The sequence below is a fragment of the Stappia sediminis genome (assembly GCF_009826895.1).
Lineage (GTDB): Bacteria > Pseudomonadota > Alphaproteobacteria > Rhizobiales > Stappiaceae > Hongsoonwoonella > Hongsoonwoonella sediminis.
This window is the reverse complement of sequence record NZ_WUMV01000002.1, coordinates 119,025-144,551: the sequence shown is the minus strand read 5'-3', so window position 1 is coordinate 144,551 and position 25,527 is coordinate 119,025. Positions and strand designations below refer to the sequence as shown.

37 protein-coding genes are annotated in these 25,527 nt (G+C 61.2%); 3 read left to right on the top strand and 34 right to left on the bottom strand.

What is annotated here, in order from left to right; genetic code table 11:
• Positions 1-6: 6 nt before the first annotated feature.
• From GR183_RS04165 to GR183_RS04155, 3 genes are all read left to right on the top strand, one after another.
• Positions 7-675 (top strand): HAD-IA family hydrolase, encoded by a 669-nt coding sequence (locus tag GR183_RS04165; protein ID WP_312846787.1) that lies wholly within the window; start codon positions 7-9, stop codon positions 673-675.
• On the top strand, positions 675-1,451 hold the full coding sequence (locus GR183_RS04160) for an ATP12 family chaperone protein (protein ID WP_160774347.1): 777 nt from the start codon (positions 675-677) through the stop codon (positions 1,449-1,451). The genes GR183_RS04165 and GR183_RS04160 overlap by 1 nt, the downstream gene beginning before the upstream one ends.
• Before the next feature lie 274 nt (positions 1,452-1,725).
• A complete protein-coding gene (locus tag GR183_RS04155; protein WP_160774346.1) occupies positions 1,726-3,258 on the top strand; it encodes an acyl-CoA carboxylase subunit beta in 1,533 nt (510 codons plus the stop codon).
• Positions 3,259-3,404: 146 nt separating this feature from the next.
• Here the strand turns inward: GR183_RS04155 and GR183_RS04150 are convergent, their stop codons facing one another.
• The 34 genes from GR183_RS04150 to GR183_RS03985 all read right to left on the bottom strand — a co-directional run bounded on the left by GR183_RS04150 (position 3,405) and on the right by GR183_RS03985 (position 25,516).
• Complete coding sequence (locus GR183_RS04150) at positions 3,405-4,712, bottom strand: replication-associated recombination protein A (protein WP_160774345.1); 1,308 nt, start codon at positions 4,710-4,712, stop codon at positions 3,405-3,407.
• 31 nt (positions 4,713-4,743) lie between these two features.
• Positions 4,744-6,183, bottom strand: a complete 1,440-nt coding sequence (locus tag GR183_RS04145) for a DegQ family serine endoprotease (RefSeq protein ID WP_160774344.1) — start codon at positions 6,181-6,183, stop codon at positions 4,744-4,746.
• A gap of 169 nt (positions 6,184-6,352) precedes the next feature.
• Positions 6,353-6,781 (bottom strand): 50S ribosomal protein L17, encoded by a 429-nt coding sequence (gene rplQ / locus GR183_RS04140; protein ID WP_160774343.1) that lies wholly within the window; start codon positions 6,779-6,781, stop codon positions 6,353-6,355.
• Positions 6,782-6,858: 77 nt separating this feature from the next.
• Positions 6,859-7,881 carry a DNA-directed RNA polymerase subunit alpha gene (locus GR183_RS04135; protein WP_160774342.1) on the bottom strand — a complete coding sequence of 341 codons (1,023 nt, stop codon included), beginning with the start codon at positions 7,879-7,881 and terminating at the stop codon, positions 6,859-6,861.
• Positions 7,882-7,964: 83 nt separating this feature from the next.
• Positions 7,965-8,354 carry a 30S ribosomal protein S11 gene (rpsK, locus tag GR183_RS04130; RefSeq protein ID WP_160774341.1) on the bottom strand — a complete coding sequence of 130 codons (390 nt, stop codon included), beginning with the start codon at positions 8,352-8,354 and terminating at the stop codon, positions 7,965-7,967.
• A 143-nt stretch (positions 8,355-8,497) separates the two neighbouring features.
• Positions 8,498-8,866, bottom strand: a complete 369-nt coding sequence (rpsM, locus tag GR183_RS04125) for a 30S ribosomal protein S13 (protein ID WP_160774340.1) — start codon at positions 8,864-8,866, stop codon at positions 8,498-8,500.
• 199 nt (positions 8,867-9,065) lie between these two features.
• Positions 9,066-9,647, bottom strand: coding sequence for an adenylate kinase (locus GR183_RS04120; RefSeq protein ID WP_160774339.1), 582 nt, complete (start codon positions 9,645-9,647; stop codon positions 9,066-9,068).
• Positions 9,644-10,978 carry a preprotein translocase subunit SecY gene (gene secY, locus GR183_RS04115; protein WP_160774338.1) on the bottom strand — a complete coding sequence of 445 codons (1,335 nt, stop codon included), beginning with the start codon at positions 10,976-10,978 and terminating at the stop codon, positions 9,644-9,646. The genes GR183_RS04120 and secY overlap by 4 nt, the downstream gene beginning before the upstream one ends.
• 45 nt (positions 10,979-11,023) lie before the next feature.
• On the bottom strand, positions 11,024-11,497 hold the full coding sequence (gene rplO, locus GR183_RS04110) for a 50S ribosomal protein L15 (protein ID WP_160774337.1): 474 nt from the start codon (positions 11,495-11,497) through the stop codon (positions 11,024-11,026).
• A gap of 19 nt (positions 11,498-11,516) precedes the next feature.
• Positions 11,517-11,711: a 50S ribosomal protein L30 gene (rpmD, locus tag GR183_RS04105; RefSeq protein ID WP_160774336.1), complete on the bottom strand. Its 195-nt coding sequence runs from the start codon at positions 11,709-11,711 to the stop codon at positions 11,517-11,519.
• 42 nt (positions 11,712-11,753) lie between these two features.
• The gene (gene rpsE, locus GR183_RS04100) at positions 11,754-12,317 is read right to left on the bottom strand and encodes a 30S ribosomal protein S5 (RefSeq protein WP_160774335.1); all 564 of its coding nucleotides are present in this window, start codon (positions 12,315-12,317) and stop codon (positions 11,754-11,756) included.
• A 39-nt stretch (positions 12,318-12,356) separates the two neighbouring features.
• Positions 12,357-12,719 (bottom strand): 50S ribosomal protein L18, encoded by a 363-nt coding sequence (gene rplR, locus GR183_RS04095; protein ID WP_160774826.1) that lies wholly within the window; start codon positions 12,717-12,719, stop codon positions 12,357-12,359.
• An 11-nt stretch (positions 12,720-12,730) separates the two neighbouring features.
• Positions 12,731-13,264, bottom strand: coding sequence for a 50S ribosomal protein L6 (rplF, locus tag GR183_RS04090; RefSeq protein ID WP_160774334.1), 534 nt, complete (start codon positions 13,262-13,264; stop codon positions 12,731-12,733).
• A 50-nt stretch (positions 13,265-13,314) separates the two neighbouring features.
• Positions 13,315-13,713, bottom strand: a complete 399-nt coding sequence (gene rpsH / locus GR183_RS04085) for a 30S ribosomal protein S8 (RefSeq protein WP_160774333.1) — start codon at positions 13,711-13,713, stop codon at positions 13,315-13,317.
• A 12-nt stretch (positions 13,714-13,725) separates the two neighbouring features.
• Positions 13,726-14,031 (bottom strand): 30S ribosomal protein S14, encoded by a 306-nt coding sequence (rpsN, locus tag GR183_RS04080; RefSeq protein ID WP_160774332.1) that lies wholly within the window; start codon positions 14,029-14,031, stop codon positions 13,726-13,728.
• 32 nt (positions 14,032-14,063) lie between these two features.
• Entirely contained in the window at positions 14,064-14,621 is a 558-nt protein-coding gene (gene rplE / locus GR183_RS04075; protein WP_160774331.1) for a 50S ribosomal protein L5, read from the bottom strand.
• Positions 14,614-14,931: a 50S ribosomal protein L24 gene (rplX, locus tag GR183_RS04070; protein ID WP_160774330.1), complete on the bottom strand. Its 318-nt coding sequence runs from the start codon at positions 14,929-14,931 to the stop codon at positions 14,614-14,616. Before rplX ends, rplE begins: the two co-directional genes overlap by 8 nt.
• Complete coding sequence (rplN, locus tag GR183_RS04065) at positions 14,931-15,299, bottom strand: 50S ribosomal protein L14 (RefSeq protein WP_160774329.1); 369 nt, start codon at positions 15,297-15,299, stop codon at positions 14,931-14,933. The genes rplX and rplN overlap by 1 nt, the downstream gene beginning before the upstream one ends.
• A 55-nt stretch (positions 15,300-15,354) precedes the next feature.
• Positions 15,355-15,597: a 30S ribosomal protein S17 gene (gene rpsQ / locus GR183_RS04060; RefSeq protein WP_160774328.1), complete on the bottom strand. Its 243-nt coding sequence runs from the start codon at positions 15,595-15,597 to the stop codon at positions 15,355-15,357.
• Between the two features lie 10 nt (positions 15,598-15,607).
• Positions 15,608-15,802 carry a 50S ribosomal protein L29 gene (gene rpmC / locus GR183_RS04055; RefSeq protein ID WP_160774327.1) on the bottom strand — a complete coding sequence of 65 codons (195 nt, stop codon included), beginning with the start codon at positions 15,800-15,802 and terminating at the stop codon, positions 15,608-15,610.
• 23 nt (positions 15,803-15,825) lie between these two features.
• The gene (gene rplP / locus GR183_RS04050) at positions 15,826-16,239 is read right to left on the bottom strand and encodes a 50S ribosomal protein L16 (protein ID WP_160774326.1); all 414 of its coding nucleotides are present in this window, start codon (positions 16,237-16,239) and stop codon (positions 15,826-15,828) included.
• A 46-nt stretch (positions 16,240-16,285) separates the two neighbouring features.
• Positions 16,286-16,999, bottom strand: coding sequence for a 30S ribosomal protein S3 (gene rpsC, locus GR183_RS04045; protein WP_160774325.1), 714 nt, complete (start codon positions 16,997-16,999; stop codon positions 16,286-16,288).
• Positions 16,999-17,379, bottom strand: coding sequence for a 50S ribosomal protein L22 (rplV, locus tag GR183_RS04040; protein WP_160774324.1), 381 nt, complete (start codon positions 17,377-17,379; stop codon positions 16,999-17,001). The genes rpsC and rplV overlap by 1 nt, the downstream gene beginning before the upstream one ends.
• A 2-nt stretch (positions 17,380-17,381) precedes the next feature.
• Positions 17,382-17,660 carry a 30S ribosomal protein S19 gene (gene rpsS, locus GR183_RS04035; RefSeq protein ID WP_160774323.1) on the bottom strand — a complete coding sequence of 93 codons (279 nt, stop codon included), beginning with the start codon at positions 17,658-17,660 and terminating at the stop codon, positions 17,382-17,384.
• A gap of 11 nt (positions 17,661-17,671) precedes the next feature.
• Positions 17,672-18,505, bottom strand: a complete 834-nt coding sequence (gene rplB / locus GR183_RS04030; protein ID WP_160774322.1) for a 50S ribosomal protein L2 — start codon at positions 18,503-18,505, stop codon at positions 17,672-17,674.
• A gap of 15 nt (positions 18,506-18,520) precedes the next feature.
• Positions 18,521-18,814 carry a 50S ribosomal protein L23 gene (locus GR183_RS04025; RefSeq protein WP_160774321.1) on the bottom strand — a complete coding sequence of 98 codons (294 nt, stop codon included), beginning with the start codon at positions 18,812-18,814 and terminating at the stop codon, positions 18,521-18,523.
• Positions 18,811-19,431: a 50S ribosomal protein L4 gene (rplD, locus tag GR183_RS04020; protein WP_160774320.1), complete on the bottom strand. Its 621-nt coding sequence runs from the start codon at positions 19,429-19,431 to the stop codon at positions 18,811-18,813. The genes GR183_RS04025 and rplD overlap by 4 nt, the downstream gene beginning before the upstream one ends.
• Positions 19,431-20,147: a 50S ribosomal protein L3 gene (gene rplC, locus GR183_RS04015; RefSeq protein ID WP_160774319.1), complete on the bottom strand. Its 717-nt coding sequence runs from the start codon at positions 20,145-20,147 to the stop codon at positions 19,431-19,433. The genes rplD and rplC overlap by 1 nt, the downstream gene beginning before the upstream one ends.
• A gap of 23 nt (positions 20,148-20,170) precedes the next feature.
• Entirely contained in the window at positions 20,171-20,479 is a 309-nt protein-coding gene (gene rpsJ, locus GR183_RS04010; RefSeq protein WP_029057583.1) for a 30S ribosomal protein S10, read from the bottom strand.
• A gap of 60 nt (positions 20,480-20,539) precedes the next feature.
• Positions 20,540-21,715: an elongation factor Tu gene (gene tuf, locus GR183_RS04005; protein ID WP_160774307.1), complete on the bottom strand. Its 1,176-nt coding sequence runs from the start codon at positions 21,713-21,715 to the stop codon at positions 20,540-20,542.
• Between the two features lie 58 nt (positions 21,716-21,773).
• On the bottom strand, positions 21,774-23,849 hold the full coding sequence (gene fusA / locus GR183_RS04000; RefSeq protein WP_160774318.1) for an elongation factor G: 2,076 nt from the start codon (positions 23,847-23,849) through the stop codon (positions 21,774-21,776).
• A 21-nt stretch (positions 23,850-23,870) separates the two neighbouring features.
• On the bottom strand, positions 23,871-24,341 hold the full coding sequence (gene rpsG, locus GR183_RS03995) for a 30S ribosomal protein S7 (RefSeq protein ID WP_160774317.1): 471 nt from the start codon (positions 24,339-24,341) through the stop codon (positions 23,871-23,873).
• A 12-nt stretch (positions 24,342-24,353) separates the two neighbouring features.
• Positions 24,354-24,725, bottom strand: a complete 372-nt coding sequence (rpsL, locus tag GR183_RS03990; protein WP_006936459.1) for a 30S ribosomal protein S12 — start codon at positions 24,723-24,725, stop codon at positions 24,354-24,356.
• A 488-nt stretch (positions 24,726-25,213) separates the two neighbouring features.
• Positions 25,214-25,516 (bottom strand): regulator, encoded by a 303-nt coding sequence (locus GR183_RS03985; RefSeq protein WP_160774316.1) that lies wholly within the window; start codon positions 25,514-25,516, stop codon positions 25,214-25,216.
• Between the last annotated feature and the right edge of the window lie 11 nt (positions 25,517-25,527).

The following is a 25,527-nucleotide window of genomic DNA, read 5'->3' as shown; positions in this document are numbered from 1 at the left end:
TATCTCGTGATTTTCGATTGCGACGGCACGCTTATCGACAGTCAGGCGGCGATCCTGCACGGGCTAGAAGCGGCATTCCGTTCCGCCGACCTGAAGATGCCGGACCGGCGTGCCGCCCTTTCCATCGTCGGCCTGTCGCTGGAGGTCGCACTTCTACGCCTTGCCGGAGAAGAAAACCGGCAACATATCCAGTCGATGGCCGAAGCCTACCGCACGTCCCAGATTGCGCTGAGAGAAACCGGGGCGACCGATCCGCTTTACCCGGGTGCGATGGCCGCGCTCGACCTGCTTTCGGCACGCGATGACGTGTTGCTCGGCGTGGCCACCGGCAAGGCACTGCGCGGCGTCGTGCACATGGAGGAAAGCCACGGGCTGACCGGGCGCTTCATCACCCGCCAGACGGCGGACCGCGCGCCATCCAAGCCGCATCCGGCGATGATCCATCAAGCGATGGAGGAAACGGGTGCCGACCCGCACCGCACCGTCATGATCGGAGATACGAGCTTCGACATGGAGATGGCGAAAAACGCCGGTGTCGCGGCACTCGGCGTTTCCTGGGGCTATCATGACGCAGAATTACTGACGGATGCCGGGGCACGCGGCGTAATCGATCATTTCGATCAGCTCGACGCGGCGCTTTCCGGAATTTTCGACTGGAAGAAGGAAGTGGCGTGATGCGCGACATCCTGGAAGAGCTGCACAATCAGGAACCTGTCGACCCGGTGAAGCGCGCCCGCGAACTGGCGCGCCAGGAACTGCCGAAACGCTTCTACAAGGAAGCCCGCGCGGAAGCGCAAGGCGAAGGCTTCGCGATCCTGCTCGACGGGCGGGCGGTGAAGACGCCGGGGCGCAACGCGTTGATCCTGCCGAGCCTGACGCTCGCCGAGGCCGTCGCCGCCGAATGGAGCGCGCAGGAAACCCATATCGATCCGGCGAAGATGCACCTTACGCGCCTTGCCAATACATGCGTCGACGGGGTTTCGCGGAACATGGCCGAAGTTGCCGATTCCGTTGCCGCCTATGCCGGCAACGACCTCGTCTGCTACCGCGCCGAAAGCCCGGAAAGCCTTGTAGAGCGGCAAACCGCTGCCTGGGACCCGATCGTCAAATGGGCCGAAGGGCGACTTGGCGGGAAATTCCAGCTTGCGGGCGGGCTGATGCCCATCGAGCAGGAGGCCGGGCTTCTCAAGGCGTTCCGCTCCGCGCTCGATGATTTCACCGCGCTTCAGCTTGGCGCGCTGCACGTCATGACCTCGCTGACCGGATCGGCGTTCCTTCCCTTCGCCGTTGCCGAGAAAGCCGCAGAGCCCGAGGACGTCTGGCTGGCGGCCCATATCGACGAGGACTGGAACATCGAGCAGTGGGGCGAAGACGCCGAAGCGAGCGCGCGGCGCACCTACCGCAAGGCGGAGTTCGATGCCGCCGCTCTGGTGTTGCGCGAGGGGCGTTAGAAGCCTCTTTCCGGCATTTTTAAAATAGCGCGTCACCCTCACCCGGCGCATTCGCGCCGACCTCTCCCTTCGAGGGAGAGGTGTGGAGCAGGTCGCCAAGCCGCGGCGCATGTCATAACTCCACCGCTTGATCGAACACTCCGGCCTGGAAAGGCAGGAGGGCTATCCCCTTCCTGTCCACGCGATTTCGCGTTTCACGTACCTTCGACTAGGTTACGGTTTGCGGGTGCGCGTGATACGAGCATGCGTGATCGAAAACAAGAGGATGAGCCCGATGAAGGAAGTCCTGGCCGAACTGGAAAGCAGGCGCGCGACCGCCCGTCTCGGCGGTGGCCAAAGGCGCATCGACGCCCAGCATACACGCGGCAAGCTGACGGCGCGCGAACGCATCGAAATCCTCCTCGACGAAGGCTCGTTCGAAGAATTCGACATGTTCAAGGTGCACCGCTGCACCGACTTCGGCATGGACGAAAGCCACATCCCGGGCGATGGCGTGGTGACGGGCTGGGGCACGATCAACGGGCGTACCGTCTATCTCTTTTCCAAGGACTTTACCGTCTTCGGCGGCTCGCTCTCCGAAACGCACGCCCAGAAGATCATCAAGATCCAGGACATGGCGCTGCAGAACCGCGCGCCGATCATCGGCATTTTCGACGCGGGCGGCGCGCGCATCCAGGAAGGTGTCGCGGCCCTCGGCGGCTACGGCGAAGTGTTCCAGCGCAATGTGCTCGCCTCCGGCGTCATCCCGCAGATTTCAGTCATCATGGGCCCTTGCGCGGGCGGCGACGTCTATTCGCCGGCGATGACCGACTTCATCTTCATGGTGCGCGACACTTCCTACATGTTCGTGACCGGACCGGACGTGGTGAAGACCGTCACCAACGAAACGGTGACGGCGGAGCAGCTTGGCGGCGCTTCAGTCCACACCACGAAATCATCCATCGCCGACGGCGCCTTCGACAACGACGTGGAAGCCTTGCAGCAGATGCGCAGGCTGGTCGATTTCCTTCCCGCGAACAACACCGCAGACCTTCCCGAGCTTGCCTCCTATGACGACCCTAACCGGGTGGACATGAGCCTCGACACCCTTGTGCCGGACAATCCGAACAAGCCCTACGACATGAAGGAGCTGATCCAGAAGACGGTCGACGAGGGCGACTTCTTCGAGATCCAGGAAAGCTTCGCAGGCAATATCATCACCGGTTTCGGCCGTATCGAGGGGCGGACCGTCGGCTTCGTCGCCAACCAGCCGATGGTGCTGGCCGGCGTGCTCGATTCCGACGCAAGCCGCAAGGCCGCCCGCTTCGTGCGGTTCTGCGACTGCTTCAACATTCCGATCGTCACCTTCGTCGACGTTCCGGGTTTCCTGCCCGGCACGGCACAGGAATACGGCGGGCTCATCAAGCACGGCGCGAAGCTGCTCTTCGCCTATGCCGAGGCGACGGTCCCGAAGGTGACGGTGATCACCCGCAAAGCCTATGGCGGGGCCTATGACGTGATGAGCTCAAAGCACATTCGCGGCGACATCAATTACGCATGGCCGAGCGCGGAAATCGCCGTCATGGGCGCGAAAGGGGCAGTCGAGATCCTCTACCGCTCGGAACTGAGCGACAAGGACAAGATCGCCAAGCGCACGAAGGACTATGAAGACCGCTTCGCCAACCCGTTCGTCGCCGCGGAACGCGGCTATATCGACGAGGTGATCCTGCCGCATTCGACCCGGCGGCGCGTGTCGCGCGCACTCGCACTGCTGCGCGGCAAGGCACAGCAAAACCCCTGGAAGAAGCACGACAACATTCCGCTTTGAGGGGTACGTTTTCTCGCCGACCGGATTGATCCCATCCAGTTGGAAAGCGCTTCAGGGCGCGCTAACGCGCGACAGATATCTGGATACCGGATCGGCGGTCAGCTTCGCTTCCCTGGTCCGGTATGACGATTGATCATAGGCCCGGCCTAACCCTGTCGCTCGCGGCGCAGTTTCGCGAAATAATCGAGACGCTTGCGGATTTCACGCTCGAAACCGCGCTCCGGCGGGTCGTAGAAAGTCGTGCGGCCCATTTCCTCCGGGAAATAGTCCTGCCCCGAAAAGCCGTCCGGCGCATCGTGATCGTATTGATATCCAGCACCGTAACCTTCGGACTTCATCAGCTTCGTCGGCGCGTTGAGGATATGCTTCGGCGGCAGGAGCGAGCCATACTGCTTCGCGGCCCGCAACGCCGACTTGTAGGCGACATAAACTCCGTTCGATTTCGGCGCGGTGGCGAGATAAACAGCCGTTTGCGCGAGCGCCAGTTCGCCCTCGGGCGAACCCAGCATCTGATAGGCGTCCCGCGCCGCATTCGCCTGAACGAGGGCCTGAGGGTCGGCAAGGCCGATATCCTCCACCGCCATGCGGATGAGCCGGCGAGCCACGTATAGCGGATCCTCGCCCGCATCCAGCATGCGGCACATCCAGTAGAGCGCCGCATCCGGGTCCGACCCGCGAATGGACTTGTGAAGCGCTGAAATGAGGTTGTAGTGGCCGTCCTGCGACTTGTCGTAGATCGGCGCGCGGCGCTGAACGACCTGCTGCAGGGCAGCCGCATCGAACCGCTCGCCCTCGCCGGCAGCACGCCAGACATCCTCAGCCAGGGTCAAGGCGGACCTCCCGTCGCCATCCGCCATGCGAACGAGAGAAGCACGGGCTTCTTCGTCAAGCGGGAGTTCCCTGCCCTCCACCTCCTCGGCACGCAACAGCAACCGCCTGATCGCGTCGGCGTTCAGGGAATGAAACACCATGACGTGGGCACGGGAGAGAAGGGCCGCATTAAGCTCGAAACTCGGATTTTCGGTCGTCGCGCCGACAAGCGTCACCGTCCCGTCTTCCATCACAGGCAGGAAACTGTCCTGCTGGGCACGGTTGAAGCGGTGGATCTCGTCAACGAAAAGCAGCGTGCCCTTGCCCGTCAGGCGCCGCGCACGGGCGGCCTCGAACACTTTCTTCAGGTCGGCAACGCCTGAAAAGATCGCCGAGATCTGCTCGAAATGGAGATCCGTCGCATCCGCCAGAAGGCGGGCGACCGTCGTTTTGCCCGTGCCCGGCGGCCCCCAGAAGACAAGCGAGCCGAGCGTACGCGTGCGCAACATGCGCGTGAGCGAGCCTTCGGGACCGAGCAAATGCTCCTGGCCGACGACATCTTCCAGCGTTTTGGGGCGCATCCTGTCGGGGAGCGGGCGCGGACCCTGGTTGTCCATGCCCGCTGCCTGGAACAGATCGCTCATGACCGAAAGCTCCGAATGCCGCCGAACTTTTCTATCCCCTCAGGGCAAAGCGGATGACCCTTTCGCCGCGCTTGATCTCAAGCCGCCAGACGCCGGGATCGGAATCCGAGACCTGCTCAAGCTCGCGAGTGGAGCCAATGTTGCGCCCGTTGATCACCAGGATGATATCACCCTTTTGAAGGCCGACGCGGTTTGCCGTCGAGCCCGGTTCGATGTCGGCAACGACGACGCCTTCCTCAAAAGCATCGAGACGCAACTCCTCCGCCACCGCAGGCGAAAGGTTCATGACCACGCTTCCACGGAAAGGCGAATGCGTATCAATACGGCGGCGATCCCGAGGCACCGTTTCGGGCGCAGCCCTGAGCTCGACACCGATCTTCAGCGTGCGTTGCTCACGCAATACCGTGAATTCCGCTGTCGAACCGAGCGGATTGGTTGCGAAGCGGTAACCGAAACTATCCGGATCGCTGACCTCGTTGCCACCGACCTGAAGAATGAGATCGCCTACCTCAAGGCCCGCTTCGTCCGCCGGGCTACCCTTGAATACACCCGTAACCAACACGCCACGCGGGCGGTCAAGGCGGAGCGCCTCGGCGATTTCCGCGCTGACAAGCTGAATGCCCGCGCCGAGCCATGGCCTGCGGACGATGCCGTCACCCTGCGCCGCCGCAGCAACGAAATGCACCATGTTGGCGGGAATGGCGAAGCCTATCCCGTTCGAGCCGCCAGAGCGCGAGAATATCGCCGTATTGATGCCGACGAGCTTGCCGTCGACATCGACCAGCGCACCGCCCGAATTACCCGGATTGATGGCCGCGTCCGTCTGGATGAAGAACTGATAGTCGGTCACGCCGACACGCGTACGGGCAAGTGCGGAAACGATGCCTTGCGTTACCGTCTGGCCGACGCCGAAAGGATTGCCGATGGCAAGGACGATGTCACCCACCGCAAGATCGTCCGAATCGGCAAATTCCACGAAGGGAAGCGATCCGGCGTCTTCCATGATCTTCAGGACGGCAAGATCGGTACGCTCGTCCTTCAGCACGATCTTCGCATCGAACTCGCGCCGGTCGGACAGCGCGACACGAACCTCGTCCGCGTCCTTGATCACGTGATGGTTGGTGACGATGACCCCGTCCGCCGAAATAATGACGCCGGACCCCAGCGACGACTGCACACGCTCGCGCGGGCGGCCGAAATCGAAATTGTCCGGCCCACCGAAAAACCGGCGGAAGAAAGGATCGTTGAAAAAGGGCGAGACCTGCTGACGCTGCACGACCGTGCGGCTTGCGTAGACATTGACAACCGCGTTCGAAACGCGATCCACCACCGGGGCAAAGGACAAGCGAAGCTGATCCTGCGTACGCGGGACGCTGCGCTCCTGCGCATTGGCAAAAGGCGAAGCGACCAGACAGGCGATCACCAACAAAACGGAAAAGAAGCGCGAGGAGATTCCGGCGTTAACGGTCATTTCAACAGTTCCCGATCGTCTTTCGGCTCGCGGACGAATCGGTTCGTCACGCGTTGCCCCGTATTGCCACATAAGATCGGCCAGGGCACGAACCAACATATTTCCGGGTTTGGAACGAAAAAGGGCGGCCCGCCGGACCGCCCTCCCCCAAATTCCGATCCGCGGCGGATTACGCCGCAACCTCGGCCGTCGCTTCCTCGGCCTCGGCGCGCTCGCGGTCAACGGCACCGCGCGCAGTCTCGTCACGATCGACGAACTCGATCACTGCGAGCGGCGCATTGTCGCCATGGCGGAAGCCCGCCTTGAGGACGCGCGTATAGCCGCCCTGACGTTCCTTGTAGCGCTCGGCGAGCGTGTCGAAGAGCTTGCGAACAAGCTCAACGTCGCGGATCTGCGAGATCGCCTGACGGCGGGCGTGCAGGTCGCCGCGCTTGCCAAGGGTCACAAGCTTTTCCACGATCGGGCGAAGCTCCTTCGCCTTCGGCAGGGTGGTCACGATCTGCTCATGCTGGATGAGCGAGGCGGCCATGTTGGCGAACATGGCCTTGCGGTGGCTCGAAGTCCGGTTGAGCTTGCGGCCGCGATTTGCGTGGCGCATGGCGCTCTCCTTCCTGGTCTTAGATCGGCGGCCGCTCAGCCGCCCCGATTGGCTTCAAACGGGGGCGCGGACGCCCCTCAGTACTGATGATCCTCGTAGCGCTTGGCGAGCTCGTCGATGTTCTCCGGCGGCCAGTTGGCGACTTCCATGCCGAGATGGAGACCCATCTGGGCGAGAACTTCCTTGATCTCGTTGAGCGACTTGCGACCGAAGTTCGGAGTACGGAGCATTTCCGCCTCCGTCTTCTGAATAAGGTCGCCGATATAGACGATATTGTCGTTCTTGAGGCAGTTGGCGGAACGAACCGAAAGCTCCAGTTCGTCGACCTTCTTGAGAAGCGCCGGGTTGAACGCAAGCTCGGGAACCGTGTCTTCCTTGACCTCGCGCTGCGGCTCTTCGAAGTTGACGAAGATCGAGAGCTGGTCCTGAAGGATGCGCGCGGCGAAAGCCACGGCGTCTTCCGGCTTGATCGAACCGTCGGTCTCGATCGACAGCGTCAGCTTGTCATAGTCGAGAACCTGGCCCTCACGGGTGTTCTCAACCTTGTAGGAGACCTTCTTGACCGGAGAATAGAGGCTGTCGACCGGGATAAGCCCGATCGGCGCGTCTTCCGGACGGTTGCGGTCGGCAGCGACATAGCCCTTGCCGGTGTCGACGGTGAATTCCATGCGGATTTCCGCACCCTCGTCCAGCGTGCAGAGCACGAGATCGGGGTTCAGGATCTCAACGTCGCCAACCGTCTGGATATCGCCGGCCGTCACGACGCCCGGGCCCTGCTTGCGCACGACCATACGCTTCGGACCCTCGCCCTGCATGCGCAGCGCGATTTCCTTCACGTTCAGGACGATGTCCGTAACGTCCTCGCGAACGCCGGGTATCGACGAGAATTCATGCAGCACGCCATCGATCTGCACCGCCGTCACCGCAGCACCCTGCAGCGAAGACAGGAGAATGCGGCGCAGCGCATTTCCGAGCGTCAGGCCGAAACCACGCTCCAGCGGCTCGGCAACGACAGACCCATGCATGCGCGGGTCGTCGCCAGCCTTCACGCCAAGCTTGGTCGGCTTGATCAGTTCCTGCCAGTTTTTCTGGATCGTCACTTGTAAATTCCTCCGGCTATCCCGCCGGGCTCAAAGGCCCGACCATTCCTTGCCATGAGAGAAACGGTATACGCCGACAATTGTCAGACGCGGCGGCGCTTGCGCGGACGGCAGCCGTTGTGCGGGATCGGCGTCACGTCGCGGATCGACGTGATGAGGAAACCCGCGGCCTGAAGCGCGCGCAGGGCGGACTCACGGCCCGAACCCGGACCGCGAACCTCGACCTCAAGCGTGCGCATGCCGTGTTCGGCAGCCTTGCGGCCTGCATCTTCAGCCGCGACCTGAGCCGCATAAGGGGTCGATTTACGCGAACCCTTGAAGCCCATCGCACCGGCGGACGACCAGGAAATCGCATTTCCCTGCGCATCCGTGATGGTGATCATGGTGTTGTTGAACGTGGAGTTCACGTGGGCAACGCCAGACGAAATGTTCTTGCGCTCACGGCGGCGCACACGCGTCGTGTCCTTAGCCATTCATCTCTTTCCTTGTTCGATCTCGTCACCGCCGTATCGCCGGCGGCTCCACCGGACCCCGAACACCCCGCATGGCAGCAGGACGACCGGGAAAATCCAACTCGGCCGGCCAATACGGCCGGCCCTTACGCTTCTCGCCGGGCTTACTTCTTCTTGCCGGCGATCGGCTTGGCCGGACCCTTGCGGGTACGGGCATTCGTATGCGTACGCTGACCACGGACCGGAAGGCCGCGGCGATGGCGCAGGCCGCGGTAGCAGCCAAGGTCCATCAGACGCTTGATGTTGATCGCGGTTTCACGGCGCAGGTCACCCTCGACGAGGTGGTCGCGGTCAATCGTTTCGCGAATGGCCAGAACCTCGGCGTCCGACAGTTCGTTGACCCGGCGCTCCGGCGCGATGTTCACCTTGTCTACGATCTGCTGCGCGAGCGAGGGACCAATGCCGTGAATATACTGAAGCGCGATGACAACGCGCTTGTTCGTCGGAATGTTTACACCTGCGATACGGGCCACTTGCCGTCTCCATTTTGAGCAGGGCGCCGAAAACGCCCCTAGATGATATTTCCCCGCGTCCGGTGGAGGCCGGCCCCTGCGGGGTGTTCAAACACAAAAAACGACGCGCCCGCGAATTTCGGGGCCCGTCATCCGTTCTTTGTGGAAGTGGAGCGGACGTTTAGTCCTTATCCACCTTTTCGTCAAGCATCGTATCGGCTCAAGCCGTCAATGCTTGCGAGATTTCTGCCGTGACCTCGTCGATCGACTTCATGCCGTCGATCTTCTTCAAAAGGCCCCGCTCCCTGTAATAAGGCGCAACGGCAGCCGTATCACGGTTATAGGCCTCGAGGCGCTGCTTGAAGACCTCCGGATCATCGTCCTTGCGCACCGGTTGTCCGGCGGCCTTGCTGTCTTCCGCCCGCTTCACGATCCGGTCCACCAGTGCGGATTGATCGACATCGAGCTCGAGAACGACGTCGAGCTTCAGACCCTTTTCATCAAGCAACCGGTCAAGCGCCTCCGCCTGAGCAAGCGTGCGCGGGAAGCCATCGAGAATGAAACCCTTCCGGGCGTCCGGCTCCTCGATCCGGTCGGCAACGATGCCAACGACCACATCATCGGAAACCAGGCCTCCGGCGTCCATGATCGCCTTGGCTTTCAGGCCAACCGGCGTCTGCGCGGCGACGGCCGCACGGAGCATGTCGCCGGTCGACAACTGCGGAATTCCATGCTTCTCGACCAGCCGGGTAGCCTGCGTTCCCTTGCCAGCGCCCGGCGGTCCGAGAAAAATCAGCCTCATCTGCGTCTCCCCCTGAGCTTCGCTTTCTTCACCAGACCCTCGTACTGGTGCGCGAGCAGATGGCCCTGAACCTGGGAAACAGTGTCCATCGTGACGCTCACGACGATCAGCAGCGAGGTGCCTCCGAAATAGAACGGAACGCCAGTCGCCGAAATCAGGAATTCGGGTAACAGACAAACGAGAACGATATATGCCGCCCCAAGAACCGTAATCCGCGTCAGCACATAATCGATGTAGTGGGCCGTCCGCTCACCCGGGCGAATGCCAGGAATGAAGCCGCCATGGCGCTTCAGATTGTCCGCGGTGTCGGACGGATTGAAGACAATCGCGGTGTAGAAGAAGCAGAAAAAGACGATCAGGCCAGCGTAGAACAGCATGTAGAGTGGCTGACCGTGGCCGAGGAGCGCCGTTATGGTCGTCAGGATCCCTCCTGCCGCATCCGGCGAGGAGAAGCCGGAGACCGTCGCCGGAACGAGGAGCAGCGAAGAGGCGAAGATCGGCGGGATAACGCCCGCGGTATTGAGCTTCAGCGGCAGGAACGAGGTATTGCCCTCGAACATCCGGTTGCCCATCTGCCTCTTAGGATACTGGATAAGCAGCCTTCGCTGCGCACGCTCCATAAAGACGATAAGCCCGATCACCAGAACCGCAAGGATAATGACCGCAAGAATGATCGGTGTCGCCAGAGCACCCTGCCGGCCAAGCTCCAGCGTGGAGGCGATCGCCGTCGGCAACCCTGCCACGATGCCGGAGAAGATGATGAGCGAAATGCCGTTGCCGATGCCGCGCGAAGTGATCTGCTCGCCAAGCCACATCAGGAACATCGTGCCGCCGACAAGCGTGATCACCGCCGAAAGACGGAAGAACAGGCCCGGATCCTCCACGACATTCGCCGCACCCTCGAGCGCAACCGCAATCCCGTACGCCTGGAAGGTCGCGAGAATGACGGTGCCATATCGGGTGTACTGGTTGATGACCTTACGACCCTGCTCGCCCTCCTTGCGGAGCTGCTCAAGCGAAGGAACCACCGAGGTCATCAGCTGAATGATGATGGACGCGGAGATGTAGGGCATGATGCCGAGCGCAAAGATCGCCATTCGCCCGACCGCACCGCCGGAAAACATGTTGAACAGGCCAACGATGCCCTGCTGCGCCTGGCCGAAGGCCTGGGCGAGAGCTTCCGGATTGATACCCGGCAGCGGCACGTAAGTCCCGAACCGATACACAAGAAGCGCACCCAGTGTGAACCAGATACGCTTCTTCAACTCCTCGGCTTTCGCGAAAGCGGAGAAATTCAGATTAGCCGCAAGCTGTTCGGCCGCAGATGCCATACCCTGCTCCGGTTACATCCAACCAACAAAAAGAATAGAGGGGGCTCAGGCTTCCGCCTGAACCCCGATGATGGTCACTTTTCCGCCGGCCTTTTCAACCGCCTGAACGGCCGACTTGGAAGCACCCGCGATTTCAAAATTGACCGCAGCCTTCAATTCGCCGTCACCAAGGAGGCGAACGCCGTCCTTCACGCGCTTCAGCACGCCTGCCGCCTTGAGCGCCTCTACCGTGACCGGCGAGGACGCATCGAGCCTGCCGGCATCGAGAGCCTGCTGGACCCGGCCAAGCGAAACGACATTGAAGGACTTGGCAAAAATGTTCGTGAAGCCGCGCTTCGGCAGACGACGATGGATCGGCATCTGGCCGCCCTCGAAGCCCTTGATCGCAACGCCTGAGCGGGACTTTTGCCCCTTCACGCCACGGCCGCCGGTCTTGCCCTTGCCCGAACCAATACCGCGTCCAACGCGGGTCCGGTCCTTCGTGGCGCCCGGATTGTCCCGGAGTTCGTTGAGTTTCATTTCAGTTCTCCCGGATCCCTTACGCGTCTTCGACGATGCGCACGAGATGCTGGACCTTACGGATCATGCCGCGCACTTCCGGCGTATCCTTCAGCGTCGAGCGGCGGTGCATCTTGTTCAGACCAAGGCCGACCAGGGTGGCACGCTGATCCTTAGGACGCCGGATCGGGCTGCCAATCTGTTCGACCGTGATGGAGTTCTCGGTCTTCGCCATCGAACAAATCCTCATTCAAGCTGGTGTGCCAGGACACCGAGGTCAACCCTCGGCGGCAGCCGCAGGAGCTTCGTCGGTATCACGACGACGTGCCTGGAGCGCCGAGACCTTTAGGCCACGCCTCGCCGCCACGGAACGAGGACTGTCTTCACGCTTCAGCGCCTCGAACGTTGCCCGCACCATGTTGTACGGATTGGACGTGCCAAGCGACTTCGCGACGACGTCCTGAACGCCAAGCGTTTCGAAAACCGCACGCATCGGACCACCCGCGATAATTCCCGTACCGGCGGGAGCTGCGCGCAGGATCACCTTGCCGGCGCCATGACGGCCCTCGACATCGTGATGCAGCGTGCGGCCTTCGCGCAGCGGCACGCGAATCATCGTGCGCTTCGCAGCTTCGGTCGCCTTGCGGATCGCCTCGGGCACTTCGCGAGCCTTGCCGTGGCCGAAGCCGACGCGGCCCTTCTGGTCACCCACGACGACAAGCGCGGCAAACCCGAAACGACGGCCACCCTTGACCACCTTGGCGACGCGGTTGATGTGGACGAGCTTGTCGACAAATTCGCTGTCACGCTCTTCGCGATCCCGCATGTCTTGTCTTGCCATAATCTTCGTCTTCCGTTCCTAGAGCGTCTGTCTACGCGGTCAGAATTCCAGCCCGCCTTCGCGCGCCGCATCGGCGAGCGCCTTGACGCGACCGTGATACAGATAGCCGCCACGGTCGAACACGACCTGCGTGACGCCGGCAGCCTTCGCGCGTTCCGCGATCAGCTTGCCAACGGCTTCCGCTGCAGCCACATCCGCACCGGTCTTCAGCTGACCGCGGACGTCCTTCTCGATCGTCGAGGCGGCGGCAACGGTATGACCCTTGGCGTCGTCGATGATCTGAGCGTAAATCTGCTTGGACGAGCGGAACACGGAAAGACGCGGACGCCCGTTCGCCACTTTCTTGATCGAACGGCGCACGCGATCGCGGCGACGCTCGAAGCTTGAGTTGCCCTTCGACATGATCCGGCCCGTCACTTCTTCTTGCCTTCCTTGCGGACGATGTATTCATCCGAATAGCGAACGCCCTTGCCCTTGTAGGGCTCCGGCGGCCGGTATTCGCGGATATTCGCCGCAACCTGACCGACACGCTGCTTGTCTATGCCGGAAACCACGATTTCCGTGGGCTTCGGGCACTGGATCTGGATCCCGTCCGGGATCGGGAAGAGCACATCGTGCGAGAAACCGAGCGCAAGCTGCAGGTTCTGACCCTGCACCTGGGCGCGGTAACCGACGCCGGTGATCTCGAGCTTTTTCTCAAAGCCCTGGCTTACGCCGTTGATGATGTTGGAGATCATCGTGCGGCTCATGCCCCACATCGAGCGCGAGCGCTTGGAGTCGTCACGCGGATCGACCCTGATCCCGTCATCCGTCATTTCGACCAGGACGTTTTCGTTCACGATGAAGGAAAGTTCCCCCTTGGGACCCTTCACCTGAATCGTCCGGTCGTTGATCGTTGCCGTTACCCCGCTCGGCACGGGGACTGGCCTTTTGCCAATTCGAGACATCTGATCAACCTATTCGGTTAAGTTCATTACCGGAAAAAGCGGCCGCCGCATCAGAAGACGCGGCAGAGCACCTCTCCACCCACATTCTGGTCACGCGCCTCGTGATCCGCCAGAACCCCGCGCGGGGTCGACAGGATCGAAACGCCGAGACCGTTGTTCACGTGCGGAATGTTCCTGACCGACGAGTAAACCCGGCGGCCCGGCTTCGAAACACGTTCAATCGTCCTGATCACCGGCTCGCCGTCGAAATACTTCAGCTCGATCTCGATCTCTGACTTGCCACCGTCGAATTCGACCGTGGAGTAGCCGCGGATGAAACCTTCCTTCTGCAGCACCTCGAGAACACGAGCACGCAGCTTCGACGCCGGCGTGGACACTTTCGGCTTACGCCGCATCTGCGCATTGCGGATGCGGGTCAGCATATCCCCCAAAGGATCGGACATCGCCATGGGAGTTTCTCCTTACCAGCTCGACTTGACCAGGCCCGGGATCTTGCCCAGGGAACCCAGTTCGCGAAGGGCCACACGCGACATCTTCAGCTTGCGGTAAAAACCGCGCGGACGTCCCGTGACTTCACACCGGTTGCGAACCCGGCTCGGAGCGGAGTTGCGCGGAAGCTTGGCAAGCTTCAGCCGCGCGTTGAAACGCTCCTCCAGCGAAAGGCTTTCGTCCTTGGCCAGAGCCTTAAGCGCTGCGCGCTTTTCGGCATATTTCTTGACCAGACGCTCCCGCCGCTTGTTTTTCTCGACCGCGCTCTTCTTCGCCATCGTCTATCCTCGTTCCTTTCCCGTATCCGCCGTTACTTGCGGAACGGGAAGTTGAACGCGCGCAGCAGCTCGCGCGCCTCGTCATCGGTCTTTGCCGTCGTGCAAACGACCACGTCCATGCCCCAGATCTGGTCAACCTTGTCGTAGTTGATCTCCGGGAACACGATGTGCTCCTTGATGCCCATCGCATAGTTGCCGCGACCATCGAAGCTCTTCGGGCTCAGGCCACGGAAGTCGCGAACGCGCGGGAGCGCGATCGTAACAAGACGGTCAAGAAACTCGTACATGCGGGCACGGCGAAGCGTGACCTTGGCACCGAGCGGCATTCCTTCGCGCACCTTGAAGGTGGCGATGGACTTGCTGGCGCGGGTGATCACCGGCTTCTGACCTGCGATAAGCGCCAGGTCGTCGGCCGCAATCTTCGCCTTCTTGGAATCGGCAACAGCCTCCCCGACGCCCATGTTCAGCACGATCTTCTCGATCGAGGGAACTTCCATCGGGTTCTTGTAACCGAATTTCTCCAGCAACTGCGGACGCACGACCTCGTCGTAATGCGTCCTCATGCGGGGCAAATATGCCGTATCAGCCATCGATCAGATCTCCCGAACGCTTGGCCAGCCGAACCTTTGTGCCGTCTTCCTTGACCTTAAAGCCGACGCGGGTCGGCTTGCCGTCCTTGGGATCGGCGACGGCCAGGTTGGACAGGTGGATCGGAGCTTCCTTGGAAATGATGCCGCCCTCGGTCTGCGCGGTCTGGCGCTGGTGACGACGCACCACATTCACGCCACGCACAACAGCCCGGTTTTCCGCCGGGAGCATCCTGATAACTTCACCGGTCTTGCCCTTGTCGCGACCGGTCAGCACGACGACATTGTCGCCCTTCTTGATCTTCGCGGCCATCAGAGCACCTCCGGAGCGAGCGAAATGATCTTCATGTGCTGCTTCGCCCGCAGTTCACGAGGAACCGGGCCGAAGATACGGGTCCCGATCGGTTCCTTGTTGTTATTCACCAGAACGGCCGCATTGCGGTCGAACCGGATGACCGATCCATCGGCGCGGCGAATGTCTTTCGCCGTGCGCACGACGACCGCCTTCATCACGTCGCCCTTTTTCACGCGGCCGCGCGGATTAGCCTCCTTCACGCTGACGACAATAATGTCACCAACGCTGGCATACTTCCGCTTCGAGCCGCCGAGCACCTTGATGCACATGACACGACGGGCGCCGGAATTGTCGGCGACGTCGAGGTTTGTTTGCATCTGAATCATGACTGGCTGCCTTGTACTTATCCCGCCGCCCCTTCAAGGACGGCGCAAGCTAACCTTATTTCGCGGCCGATTCCTCGACCACGACCCAACTCTTCGACTTGGAGATCGGCGCCGATTCCTGGATCAGAACCCGGTCCCCGACCTTGCAGTTGTTGTTCTCGTCGTGCGCCCGATACTTCTTCGAGCGGCGAACGGTCTTCTTCAGCAGCGGATGCGTGAAGCGGCGCTCGACGAGCACCGTGACCGTCTTGGCATTGGCGTCGCTCACCACGACACCTTGAAGAACGCGTTTCGGCATTCTCGTCTCCTTACGCGCCCACGCGCTTGTCGCGCATGATCGTCTGAATACGCGCGATATCACGGCGAACCTGCCGTACCCGCGCCGTGTTTTCGAGCTGACCGGTCGCCTTCTGGAAGCGCAGGTTGAACTGCTCCTTCTTGAGGGCTTCAAGCTCCGTGGAGAGCTCGTCTATGGTCTTCGCCCGAACGTCCGTCGCCTTCATGGCCTTAACTCCTGGAACGTTCGTTATTCAGCAATACGCTGAACGAAACGGCACTTGATCGGCAGCTTGGCCGCGGCAAGCCGCATAGCCTCGCGCGCGGTTTCCTCCGGCACGCCGTCGATCTCGAACATGATCCGGCCGGGCTTCACGCGGCACGCCCAATATTCCGGCGAGCCCTTGCCCTTACCCATGCGGACTTCAGTCGGCTTCTTGGAAACCGGGACGTCCGGAAAGATGCGGATCCACACACGGCCCGCACGCTTCATGTGACGGGTCAAAGCACGGCGGGCCGCCTCGATCTGACGCGCGGTAATGCGCTCGGGCTCAACGGCCTTGAGGCCATATGCGCCAAAGTTCAGATCGGTTCCGCCCTTGGCCAAGCCATGGATGCGGCCCTTGTGCTGCTTGCGGAACTTAGTTCGCTTCGGTTGCAGCATCTTTTCTCTCTCGCTTCTCTAAGAACGCGGCGCGGGACCGGCAGCCTCAGGCCGCACGATCAGACCGGTCGCGCCGGCCGCCCTGGTTCTGGTCACCTTCGCCCGCGCGCCGCTCGGACGCCATCGGGTCGTGCTCCAGGATCTCACCCTTGAAGATCCAGACCTTCACGCCACAAGCGCCATAAGCCGTATGAGCGGTAGCAGCACCGTAGTCGATGTCCGCACGCAAAGTGTGCAGCGGAACGCGGCCCTCACGGTACCACTCGATACGCGCGATCTCGGCACCGCCCAAACGGCCGCTGCACGAAATACGAATACCCTGAGCGCCAAGGCGCATCGCAGACTGCACGGCGCGCTTCATGGCGCGGCGGAACGCGACACGGCGCTCAAGCTGCTGCGCAATGGAACTCGCCACGAGCTGGGCATCGACTTCCGGCTTGCGCACTTCGACGATGTTGATGTGGACATCCGAATTGGTCATTACCGCAAGCTTCTTGCGGAGCTTTTCGATGTCCGCGCCCTTCTTTCCGATGATGACGCCCGGACGGCCCGAATGGATCGTGACGCGGCACTTGCGGTGCGGACGTTCGATAACGACCTTCGACACCGCGGCCTGCTTCAACTCACCCTGGATATATTCGCGAATGCGAAAATCCTCGTGCAGAAGATCGCCGTATTCGCCCTTGTCCGCATACCAGCGGGAATCCCATGTCCGGTTGATGCCGAGGCGCAGGCCGATCGGATTTACTTTCTGACCCATCAGGCGGTCTCCTCGATTTCACGGACAACGATCGTGAGGTTCGAAAACGGCTTCTCGATCCGGCCGACACGACCGCGTGCACGCGCCTGGAAGCGTTTGATCACAAACGCCTTGCCAACATGTGCCTCGGCCACAACCAGGCTGTCGACATCGAGATCGTGATTGTTTTCCGCGTTGGCGATCGCCGACATCAGCGCCTTCTTGACGTCGCCCGCAATGCGTTTGCGGGAAAACGACAGATCGGCGAGAGCCGATTCAACCTTCTTGCCACGGATGGAAGCCGCGACGAGGTTCAGCTTGCGCGGGGAAACGCGCAGCATCCGGGCAACCGCCCGCGCCTCGTTGTCGGCGAGCACCCGCTCACGCTTCGGCTTGCCCATCGTTACTTCCTCTTCGCCTTCTTGTCGGCGCCGTGGCCGTAGTAGGTCCGCGTCGGCGAAAACTCACCGAACTTGTGACCGACCATGTCTTCAGACACCAGGACCGGGACATGCTTCTGGCCGTTGTAGACGCCAAAGGTAAGCCCAACGAACTGCGGCAGGATCGTGGAACGCCGGCTCCAGATCTTGATGACCTCGTTACGGCCGGATTCGCGAACCTTGTCCGCTTTCTTCAAAAGGTAGCCGTCAACGAACGGACCCTTCCAAACAGAACGTGACATCGCCCGTCCCCTTACTTCTTGCGCGCATGACGGCTACGGACGATGTATTTGTCCGTGGCCTTGTTGCTGCGAGTGCGCTTACCCTTGGTCGGCTTGCCCCACGGAGTGACCGGATGACGGCCACCCGAAGTGCGACCTTCACCACCGCCATGCGGATGGTCGACCGGGTTCATAGCGACGCCGCGAACATGCGGGCGGCGGCCAAGCCAGCGCGAACGGCCAGCCTTGCCAAGATTGATGTTGGCATGGTCCGAATTGGACACAGCACCGACGGTTGCAAAACACGCTCCCGGAACGCGGCGCTGTTCGCCCGACATCAGGCGCAGAACCGTGTAACCCTGGTCACGCCCAACGATCTGGACATAAGCGCCCGCAGACCGTGCGATCTGACCGCCCTTGCCCGGCTTCATCTCGACGTTATGGACGAGCGTGCCAACCGGGATCGATGACAGGGGCATCGCATTACCCGGCTTCACGTCGACCTGCTTGCCGGCCACGACCTTGTCGCCGGCAGCAAGACGCTGAGGCGCGAGGATGTAGGCGAGTTCACCGTCGTCATAGCGGATAAGGGCGATGAACGCCGTCCGGTTCGGATCGTATTCCAGCCGTTCAACGGTAGCCGAAATATCATGCTTGCGGCGCTTGAAATCCACCAGACGGTAGCGGCGCTTGTGTCCACCACCAATGTTCGGCGACGTCAGCCGGCCGGCATTGTTACGTCCGCCGGACTTCGACAGGCCTTCCGTCAGCGTCTTGACAGGCTTGCCCTTCCAAAGTCCGGAACGGTCTACCTGAACAAGCTGACGACGGCCAGGCGACGTCGGATTAAAGGTCTTGAGTGCCATCTATCCTTCTCCGCCTCAAAGGCCCGTCGTCACGTCGATCGAGTCGCCGTCCTTCAGCGTCACGACCGCCTTCTTGACGTCGGACTGCTGGCCAATACGGCCACGAAAGCGCTTGACCTTGCCCTTGCGGACCAAAGTGTTGACCGCGGTTACCTTGACGCCGAAAAGCGCCTCGACCGCCGCCTTGATCTGGGGTTTCGTCGCATCACCGGCAACGTTGAAGACCACCTTGTTCTGCTCGGAAGCCAGCGTCGTTTTTTCGGTAATTACCGGCGACACGATCGTGTCGAAATGCCTGATATCCGTCATTTGAACCGCTCCTCCAAAGCCGTAACCGCAGCCTTGGTGAGAACCAGCGTATCGCGGCGCACGATGTCATAGACATTGATGCCTGCGATCGGAAGCACGTCGATCGAAGGAATGTTCCTTGCCGCAAGGCCGAAATTCGCATCGATCTCGGTACCGTCGATTACCAGGGCATTCGACAAGCCGAGCTTCGCAAGCTGCTCGCGAACCGCCTTGGTCTTGGCATCGCCGGACTTGGCTTCGTCAAGGACGATCAGCTTCGACGTCCGCGCCTTGGAAGACAGCGCATGCCTAAGGCCCAATGCGCGCACCTTTTTCGGAAGATCATGCGCATGATCGCGAACGACGGGCCCGAATGCACGACCGCCACCACGGAACTGCGGAACCTTGCGATTGCCGTGACGGGCGCCACCGGTGCCCTTCTGACGAACGAACTTCTTCGTCGTGCCCGTAACTTCGGAGCGACCGAGCGTCTTATGCGTACCCGCCTGACGTTTGGCCAGCTGCCAGCGCACAACTCGATGAATCAGGTCCGTGCGCGGCTCCAGGCCGAAAATCTCGTCAGACACGGTGATCGAACCGGCCGACTTGCCGCCGAGGGATTTTACCTCGAGTTCCATCACTCACTCTCCTTCCCGGCTTCGGCCGCAGGCTCACCGTTCGGCATACGGAACGCACCCGGAACCGGCACACCATCCGGCAGCGCCTTCTTCACGGCGTCCCGGATCAGGATCCAGCCGCCTTTCGCGCCCGGAACCGCACCCTCGACCATGATCAGCCCGCGCTCCACATCGGTACGCGCAACCTTCAGGTTCTGGGTCGTAACCCGCTCCTGGCCCATGTGGCCGGCCATCTTCTTGCCTTTGAAGACCTTGCCCGGATCCTGGTTCTGACCGGTCGAGCCATGCGCGCGGTGCGAAATCGACACACCGTGCGTGGCCCGAAGACCTCCGAAATTGTGCCGCTTCATGGCACCGGCGAAGCCCTTGCCGATCGAAGTGCCGGTTACGTCCACGAACTGACCCTCGATGAAATGGTCCGCCGTGATTTCGGCGCCCACATCGATCAGGTTATCGTTCGAGACGCGGAACTCGGCGAGTTTGCGCTTCGGTTCGACTTTCGCTGTCGCGAAATGACCACGCATCGCCTTCGACGTGCGCTTGACCTTGGCCGTTCCCACGCCGACCTGCAGCGCGGTATAGCCATTCTTATCTTCCGTCCGGTGAGCGACGACCTGGCACTTTTCAAGACGCAGGACCGTCACCGGCACCTGCTCGCCCGCATCGTTATAGATGCGTGTCATTCCCACCTTCTGTGCGATCACTCCAGAACGCATCGGCGTTACCCCTTGTGAGCGCCTTACAGCTTGATCTCGACGTCAACACCTGCAGCCAGGTCGAGCTTCATCAAAGCGTCGACGGTCTGCGGCGTCGGATCAACGATGTCGAGAAGACGCTTGTGCGTGCGCATCTCGAACTGATCACGGCTCTTCTTGTCGATGTGCGGGCCACGAAGCACCGTGTACTTCTCAATCCGCGTCGGCAGCGGCACAGGGCCGCGCACTTGTGCCCCGGTCCGCTTCGCCGTGCTAACGATCTCGCGCGTCGAAGCGTCGAGAACACGGTGGTCGAATGCCTTGAGGCGGATCCGAATATTCTGACCGTTCATGTCTCAGTCTCCAAAAGACTAGGGCGCCCGAGGGGGCCCCAAGCGCCCTTCGTCTGTGGATTACTCAATGATTTTCGCGACGACGCCTGCACCGACGGTGCGGCCGCCCTCGCGGATGGCGAAGCGGAGGCCTTCCTCCATGGCGATCGGCACGATAAGCGTCACCGTCACCGAGACGTTGTCGCCCGGCATCACCATCTCGGTGCCTTCCTCAAGCTCAACAACGCCCGTCACGTCCGTCGTGCGGAAGTAGAACTGGGGACGGTAGTTGGTGAAAAACGGCGTGTGCCGGCCACCTTCTTCCTTCGTCAGGATGTAGGCCTCGGCCTTGAACTTCGTGTGCGGCGTAACCGAACCCGGCTTGCACAGAACCTGACCGCGCTCCACGTCCTCGCGGCCAATGCCGCGAAGCAGCGCGCCGATGTTGTCGCCAGCCTCGCCCTGGTCGAGCAGCTTGCGGAACATCTCGACGCCCGTCACCGTCGACTTCTGCGTGTCGCGGATACCGACGATCTCGATTTCCTCGCCCACCTTGACGACGCCGCGCTCGACGCGGCCCGTCACAACCGTGCCGCGGCCCGAGATCGAGAACACGTCCTCGATCGGCATCAGGAACGGCTGATCGCGCGGACGCTCAGGCGTCGGGATGTAGTCGTCGACGGCCTTCATCAGCTCGGCGATCTTCTCCGTGCCGATGTTGTCGTCGCGGCCCTCAAGAGCGGCAAGCGCCGAACCCGCGACGATCGGAATGTCGTCGCCCGGGAAGTCATAGGACGACAGAAGCTCGCGAACCTCGACCTCGACCAGTTCCAGAAGCTCCGGATCGTCAACCTGGTCGACCTTGTTCAGGAACACCACCAGCGCCGGAACGCCGACCTGGCGGGCAAGCAGGATGTGCTCGCGCGTCTGCGGCATTGGGCCGTCGGCCGCCGAAACCACGAGGATCGCGCCGTCCATCTGCGCCGCACCCGTGATCATGTTCTTCACGTAGTCGGCGTGGCCAGGGCAGTCGACGTGCGCATAGTGACGCGCATCCGTCTCATACTCCACGTGCGCCGTCGAGATCGTGATGCCGCGTGCACGCTCTTCCGGAGCCGCGTCGATCTGGTCGTAAGCCTTGAACTCGCCGTACTGCTTCGTAATCGCAGCCGTCAACGTCGTTTTGCCGTGGTCAACGTGGCCAATCGTGCCAATGTTAACGTGCGGCTTATTGCGCTCAAACTTCTCTTTCGCCATCGGATTTCTCCGCTTCTTCCAATTCTTGAGTTATTGCTCCGGGAGCAGGCTGTCGGCCTCAGGCGTATTTCGCCTGAACCTCGTCGGCCACCGCCTGCGGCACCTGCTCATAGTGATCGAACACCATCGAATACTGGGCACGACCCTGAGACATGGAGCGAAGGTTGTTCACATAGCCGAACATATTCGCCAGCGGCACCATGGCCGTGATCGCCGTGACGATGCCACGATTTTCCGTACCGGCAATCTGCCCGCGACGGGAATTCAGGTCACCGATCACATCACCCATGTAATCCTCCGGCGTCACGACCTCGACCTTCATGATCGGCTCGAGAAGCTTCGGAGAAGCCTTGGCAATCGCCTCGCGGAAAGCCGCGCGGGATGCGATCTCGAACGCCAGGACACTGGAGTCCACGTCGTGATACGCACCATCCAGAAGCGTCGCCTTGATATCGACCATCGGGAACCCGGCCAGCGGACCGGAGCTCATGACGCTCTCAATACCCTTGTTCACGCCCGGGATGTATTCCTTCGGAACCGCACCACCGACGATCTTGCTCTCGAACTCGAAGCCGGCCGCGGCCTCGTTCGGCTCGATCGTGATCTTGACGCGGGCGAACTGGCCCGAACCGCCGGTCTGCTTCTTGTGGGTATAATCCACTTCGGCGAGCCGGGTAATCGTCTCGCGGTAGGCAACCTGCGGCGCACCGATGTTCGCCTCGACCTTGAACTCGCGCTTCATGCGATCGACGATAATGTCCAGGTGAAGCTCGCCCATGCCGGCGATGATGGTCTGGCCGGATTCCTCGTCGGTCTTGACGCGGAAGGACGGATCCTCGGCCGCAAGACGGTTGAGCGCCACAGCCATCTTTTCCTGGTCAGCCTTCGTCTTGGGCTCGACCGCGATCTCGATGACCGGATCCGGGAATTCCATACGCTCGAGAATGACCGGCTTGGTCGCCTCACACAGCGTATCACCCGTTGTCGTGTCCTTGAGACCCGCAATGGCAACGATATCGCCGGCATATGCGACGTCGATATCCTCACGCGAATTGGAATGCATCTGCATCATGCGGCCAACGCGCTCGCGCTTTTCCTTGACCGTGTTGAGCAGGGAAACACCCTTGTTGAGAACGCCGGAGTAAATCCGGCAGAACGTCAGCGAACCGACGAACGGATCGTTCGCGATCTTGAAGGCAAGCAGGGCAAGCGGCTCTTCGTCGCTGGCCTTGCGTGTCGTCTCTTCTTCGGTCTTGCCGTCGATGCCGCGGATGGCATCGATATCGATCGGGCTCGGAAGATAATCGACAACACCGTCAAGCAGTGGCTGAACGCCCTTGTTCTTGAATGCGGAACCGCAGAAGATCGGCACGAAGGTGTTGGAAATCGTGCCCTTGCGGATCAGCGCCTTGAGCTGCGCCTCGTCCGGCTCGTTCCCTTCCAGATACGCCTCGAGAGCGGCCTCATCGGCTTCCACCGCGGTCTCGATCATGATGTCACGGTATTCTTGCGCCTTGCCGGCGAGATCCGCCGGAATGTCGACCACATCCCACTGCGCGCCAAGGCTTTCGTCGCGCCAGATGTAGGCCTTCATCGCGATCAGGTCGACCACACCGACGAATTCGCTCTCAGCGCCAATCGGCAGCTGAAGGACGAGCGGATTCGCGCCGAGGCGCTTCTTGATCATTTCCACACAGCGGTAGAAATCCGCGCCGAGCTTGTCCATCTTGTTGACGAAGATCATGCGCGGGACGTTGTACTTGTCGGCCTGACGCCAGACGGTTTCCGTCTGCGGCTCGACGCCGGCGTTGGCATCCAGCAAAGCAACAGCACCGTCGAGCACGCGCAGCGAACGCTCGACCTCGATCGTGAAATCGACGTGACCCGGCGTATCGATGATGTTGAGGCGCTTTTCTTTCCAGAAAGCAGTCGTGGCAGCGGACGTGATCGTGATGCCACGCTCCTGCTCCTGCTCCATCCAGTCCATGGTGGCGGCGCCATCATGAACTTCGCCAATCTTGTGGCTACGACCGGTGTAATAGAGGATCCGCTCGGTGGTCGTGGTCTTTCCGGCATCGATGTGGGCCATGATGCCGAAATTGCGGTAGTCCTCGATCTTGTGCGTGCGCGACATAGCGTCTGCCTCTTCGAGTAATTACCAGCGGTAGTGCGAGAACGCACGGTTGGCATCAGCCATCCGGTGTGTGTCTTCGCGCTTCTTGACCGCGGTTCCACGGTTGCTGGCGGCATCAAGGAGTTCGCCGGAAAGACGATCGACCATCGTGGTCTCATTGCGGTTGCGCGCGGCGGAAATCAGCCAACGGATCGCGAGCGCCTGGCGGCGATCGGAGCGCACCTCAACCGGAACCTGATAGGTCGCACCACCGACCCGGCGGGAACGAACTTCAACCTGCGGCATGACATTCTCGAGTGCCGAGTGGAACACCTCGAGCGGGTTCTGCCGGGTCTTGTTCTCGATCAGATCGAACGCACCGTATACGATACGCTCTGCCGTGGACTTCTTCCCATCGTACATGATCGAGTTCATGAACTTGGTGATCACAATGTCCCCGAACTTCGGGTCGGGGATGATCTCTCGCTTTTCAGCGCGATGACGACGCGACATCGTGGACGCTCCTTACTTGGGCCGCTTGGCGCCGTACTTGGACCGGCGCTGCTTGCGGTCCTTGACGCCCTGCGTATCAAGGACACCGCGGATAATGTGATAGCGAACGCCCGGAAGATCCTTCACGCGGCCGCCGCGGATCATAACCACGGAGTGCTCCTGAAGATTATGACCTTCACCCGGGATGTAACCGATCACTTCAAAGCCGTTCGTCAGGCGGATCTTCGCAACTTTACGAAGCGCCGAGTTCGGCTTCTTCGGCGTCGTCGTGTAGACGCGCGTGCAAACGCCACGCTTCTGCGGGCAGGCCTCCATGGCCGGGACCTTGTTCCGCTTCGGCGGATCCTTCCGCGGCTTGCGGATCAGCTGGTTGATGGTCGGCATCCTTTGCCCTTCACCTTCGTTCGTTCATCCGGTCGCAGCGTCCGGTGCGCATACAGAATCGCGCCGTGTTCCACGTTTTCAACGTGGAAGGCGCTGCGAAAACCAGAGGACCACCGGAATTCCAGCGGTCATGAAATCGACGTTTATTCGCCTATGGACCCGGCAGCGTTTAAGCACTTTGTCTCCGAAGCGTGGCGCCTCGGAGCAGGTCAGTGTTTACCGCCTGCCTTCGGGATGCGCGGAAACTACTCATCGCCCCCTCACCCGTCAAGGGAAACTTCTAAAAAACTTAAGCTTCGCGCGGTTTAAGAGCCTTTCCAGGGTTAATGCGGCGCGCCTAGCACTTCCAAAGCAATAAATGAACGGATTAATCTGCCTCCGGGACATTTCCTGTCGCCCGATCCGAGCCGATCGGTCACCTGCCGCTGCACCAGCGACTGCGCGAGTCGGACTCGATTTGCGAACGGAACCTGATTCTTACCATCCGATTAATCATGAAAGGCTATTACGGCGACATTGCCTTCCAGAGCGTCTTGATAGGCCGCCTCATACGTCGGATTGTCGGGCTCCTCGGTAAGCACGCCGATCTGGTCAAATTCAGCCTCGACATATCCTTCCGCCGCAAGGCGCTCCAATGCCTGGCGGACCGCGCTGTCATCATCCGGCGCCTGCAAGAGAATATTGACGGGTATGGCTGTTTCCTCGCCGCCCTCGCTGTCGTTTTCCCAGACCCTGCCGACGATGATGAACACCGTCGGGAAGTCGCCGTCATTGTCTTGCGTCGTCGTCATAACGATTCCAA

What these genes read in the sequence shown, in the direction of transcription:
- GR183_RS04160 (WP_160774347.1), top strand. Translation starts at nt 675, where the DNA reads ATGCGCGACATCCTGGAAGAGCTGCACAATCAGGAACCTGTCGACCCG.
- GR183_RS04155 (WP_160774346.1), top strand. Translation starts at nt 1,726, where the DNA reads ATGAAGGAAGTCCTGGCCGAACTGGAAAGCAGGCGCGCGACCGCCCGT.
- GR183_RS04150 (WP_160774345.1), bottom strand. Translation starts at nt 4,712, where the DNA reads ATGAGCGATCTGTTCCAGGCAGCGGGCATGGACAACCAGGGTCCGCGC.
- GR183_RS04145 (WP_160774344.1), bottom strand. Translation starts at nt 6,183, where the DNA reads ATGACCGTTAACGCCGGAATCTCCTCGCGCTTCTTTTCCGTTTTGTTG.
- rplQ (WP_160774343.1), bottom strand. Translation starts at nt 6,781, where the DNA reads ATGCGCCACGCAAATCGCGGCCGCAAGCTCAACCGGACTTCGAGCCAC.
- rpsK (WP_160774341.1), bottom strand. Translation starts at nt 8,354, where the DNA reads ATGGCTAAGGACACGACGCGTGTGCGCCGCCGTGAGCGCAAGAACATT.
- GR183_RS04120 (WP_160774339.1), bottom strand. Translation starts at nt 9,647, where the DNA reads ATGAGGCTGATTTTTCTCGGACCGCCGGGCGCTGGCAAGGGAACGCAG.
- secY (WP_160774338.1), bottom strand. Translation starts at nt 10,978, where the DNA reads ATGGCATCTGCGGCCGAACAGCTTGCGGCTAATCTGAATTTCTCCGCT.
- rplO (WP_160774337.1), bottom strand. Translation starts at nt 11,497, where the DNA reads ATGAAACTCAACGAACTCCGGGACAATCCGGGCGCCACGAAGGACCGG.
- rpmD (WP_160774336.1), bottom strand. Translation starts at nt 11,711, where the DNA reads ATGGCGAAGACCGAGAACTCCATCACGGTCGAACAGATTGGCAGCCCG.
- rpsE (WP_160774335.1), bottom strand. Translation starts at nt 12,317, where the DNA reads ATGGCAAGACAAGACATGCGGGATCGCGAAGAGCGTGACAGCGAATTT.
- rplR (WP_160774826.1), bottom strand. Translation starts at nt 12,719, where the DNA reads ATGTCGAAGGGCAACTCAAGCTTCGAGCGTCGCCGCGATCGCGTGCGC.
- rplF (WP_160774334.1), bottom strand. Translation starts at nt 13,264, where the DNA reads ATGTCTCGAATTGGCAAAAGGCCAGTCCCCGTGCCGAGCGGGGTAACG.
- rpsH (WP_160774333.1), bottom strand. Translation starts at nt 13,713, where the DNA reads ATGGCGATGTCCGATCCTTTGGGGGATATGCTGACCCGCATCCGCAAT.
- rpsN (WP_160774332.1), bottom strand. Translation starts at nt 14,031, where the DNA reads ATGGCGAAGAAGAGCGCGGTCGAGAAAAACAAGCGGCGGGAGCGTCTG.
- rplE (WP_160774331.1), bottom strand. Translation starts at nt 14,621, where the DNA reads ATGGCTGATACGGCATATTTGCCCCGCATGAGGACGCATTACGACGAG.
- rplX (WP_160774330.1), bottom strand. Translation starts at nt 14,931, where the DNA reads ATGGCCGCGAAGATCAAGAAGGGCGACAATGTCGTCGTGCTGACCGGT.
- rplN (WP_160774329.1), bottom strand. Translation starts at nt 15,299, where the DNA reads ATGATTCAGATGCAAACAAACCTCGACGTCGCCGACAATTCCGGCGCC.
- rpsQ (WP_160774328.1), bottom strand. Translation starts at nt 15,597, where the DNA reads ATGCCGAAACGCGTTCTTCAAGGTGTCGTGGTGAGCGACGCCAATGCC.
- rpmC (WP_160774327.1), bottom strand. Translation starts at nt 15,802, where the DNA reads ATGAAGGCGACGGACGTTCGGGCGAAGACCATAGACGAGCTCTCCACG.
- rplP (WP_160774326.1), bottom strand. Translation starts at nt 16,239, where the DNA reads ATGCTGCAACCGAAGCGAACTAAGTTCCGCAAGCAGCACAAGGGCCGC.
- rpsC (WP_160774325.1), bottom strand. Translation starts at nt 16,999, where the DNA reads ATGGGTCAGAAAGTAAATCCGATCGGCCTGCGCCTCGGCATCAACCGG.
- rplV (WP_160774324.1), bottom strand. Translation starts at nt 17,379, where the DNA reads ATGGGCAAGCCGAAGCGTGAGCGGGTGCTCGCCGACAACGAGGCGCGG.
- rpsS (WP_160774323.1), bottom strand. Translation starts at nt 17,660, where the DNA reads ATGTCACGTTCTGTTTGGAAGGGTCCGTTCGTTGACGGCTACCTTTTG.
- rplB (WP_160774322.1), bottom strand. Translation starts at nt 18,505, where the DNA reads ATGGCACTCAAGACCTTTAATCCGACGTCGCCTGGCCGTCGTCAGCTT.
- GR183_RS04025 (WP_160774321.1), bottom strand. Translation starts at nt 18,814, where the DNA reads ATGACGGATATCAGGCATTTCGACACGATCGTGTCGCCGGTAATTACC.
- rplD (WP_160774320.1), bottom strand. Translation starts at nt 19,431, where the DNA reads ATGGAACTCGAGGTAAAATCCCTCGGCGGCAAGTCGGCCGGTTCGATC.
- rplC (WP_160774319.1), bottom strand. Translation starts at nt 20,147, where the DNA reads ATGCGTTCTGGAGTGATCGCACAGAAGGTGGGAATGACACGCATCTAT.
- rpsJ (WP_029057583.1), bottom strand. Translation starts at nt 20,479, where the DNA reads ATGAACGGTCAGAATATTCGGATCCGCCTCAAGGCATTCGACCACCGT.
- tuf (WP_160774307.1), bottom strand. Translation starts at nt 21,715, where the DNA reads ATGGCGAAAGAGAAGTTTGAGCGCAATAAGCCGCACGTTAACATTGGC.
- fusA (WP_160774318.1), bottom strand. Translation starts at nt 23,849, where the DNA reads ATGTCGCGCACGCACAAGATCGAGGACTACCGCAATTTCGGCATCATG.
- rpsG (WP_160774317.1), bottom strand. Translation starts at nt 24,341, where the DNA reads ATGTCGCGTCGTCATCGCGCTGAAAAGCGAGAGATCATCCCCGACCCG.
- rpsL (WP_006936459.1), bottom strand. Translation starts at nt 24,725, where the DNA reads ATGCCGACCATCAACCAGCTGATCCGCAAGCCGCGGAAGGATCCGCCG.
- GR183_RS03985 (WP_160774316.1), bottom strand. Translation starts at nt 25,516, where the DNA reads ATGACGACGACGCAAGACAATGACGGCGACTTCCCGACGGTGTTCATC.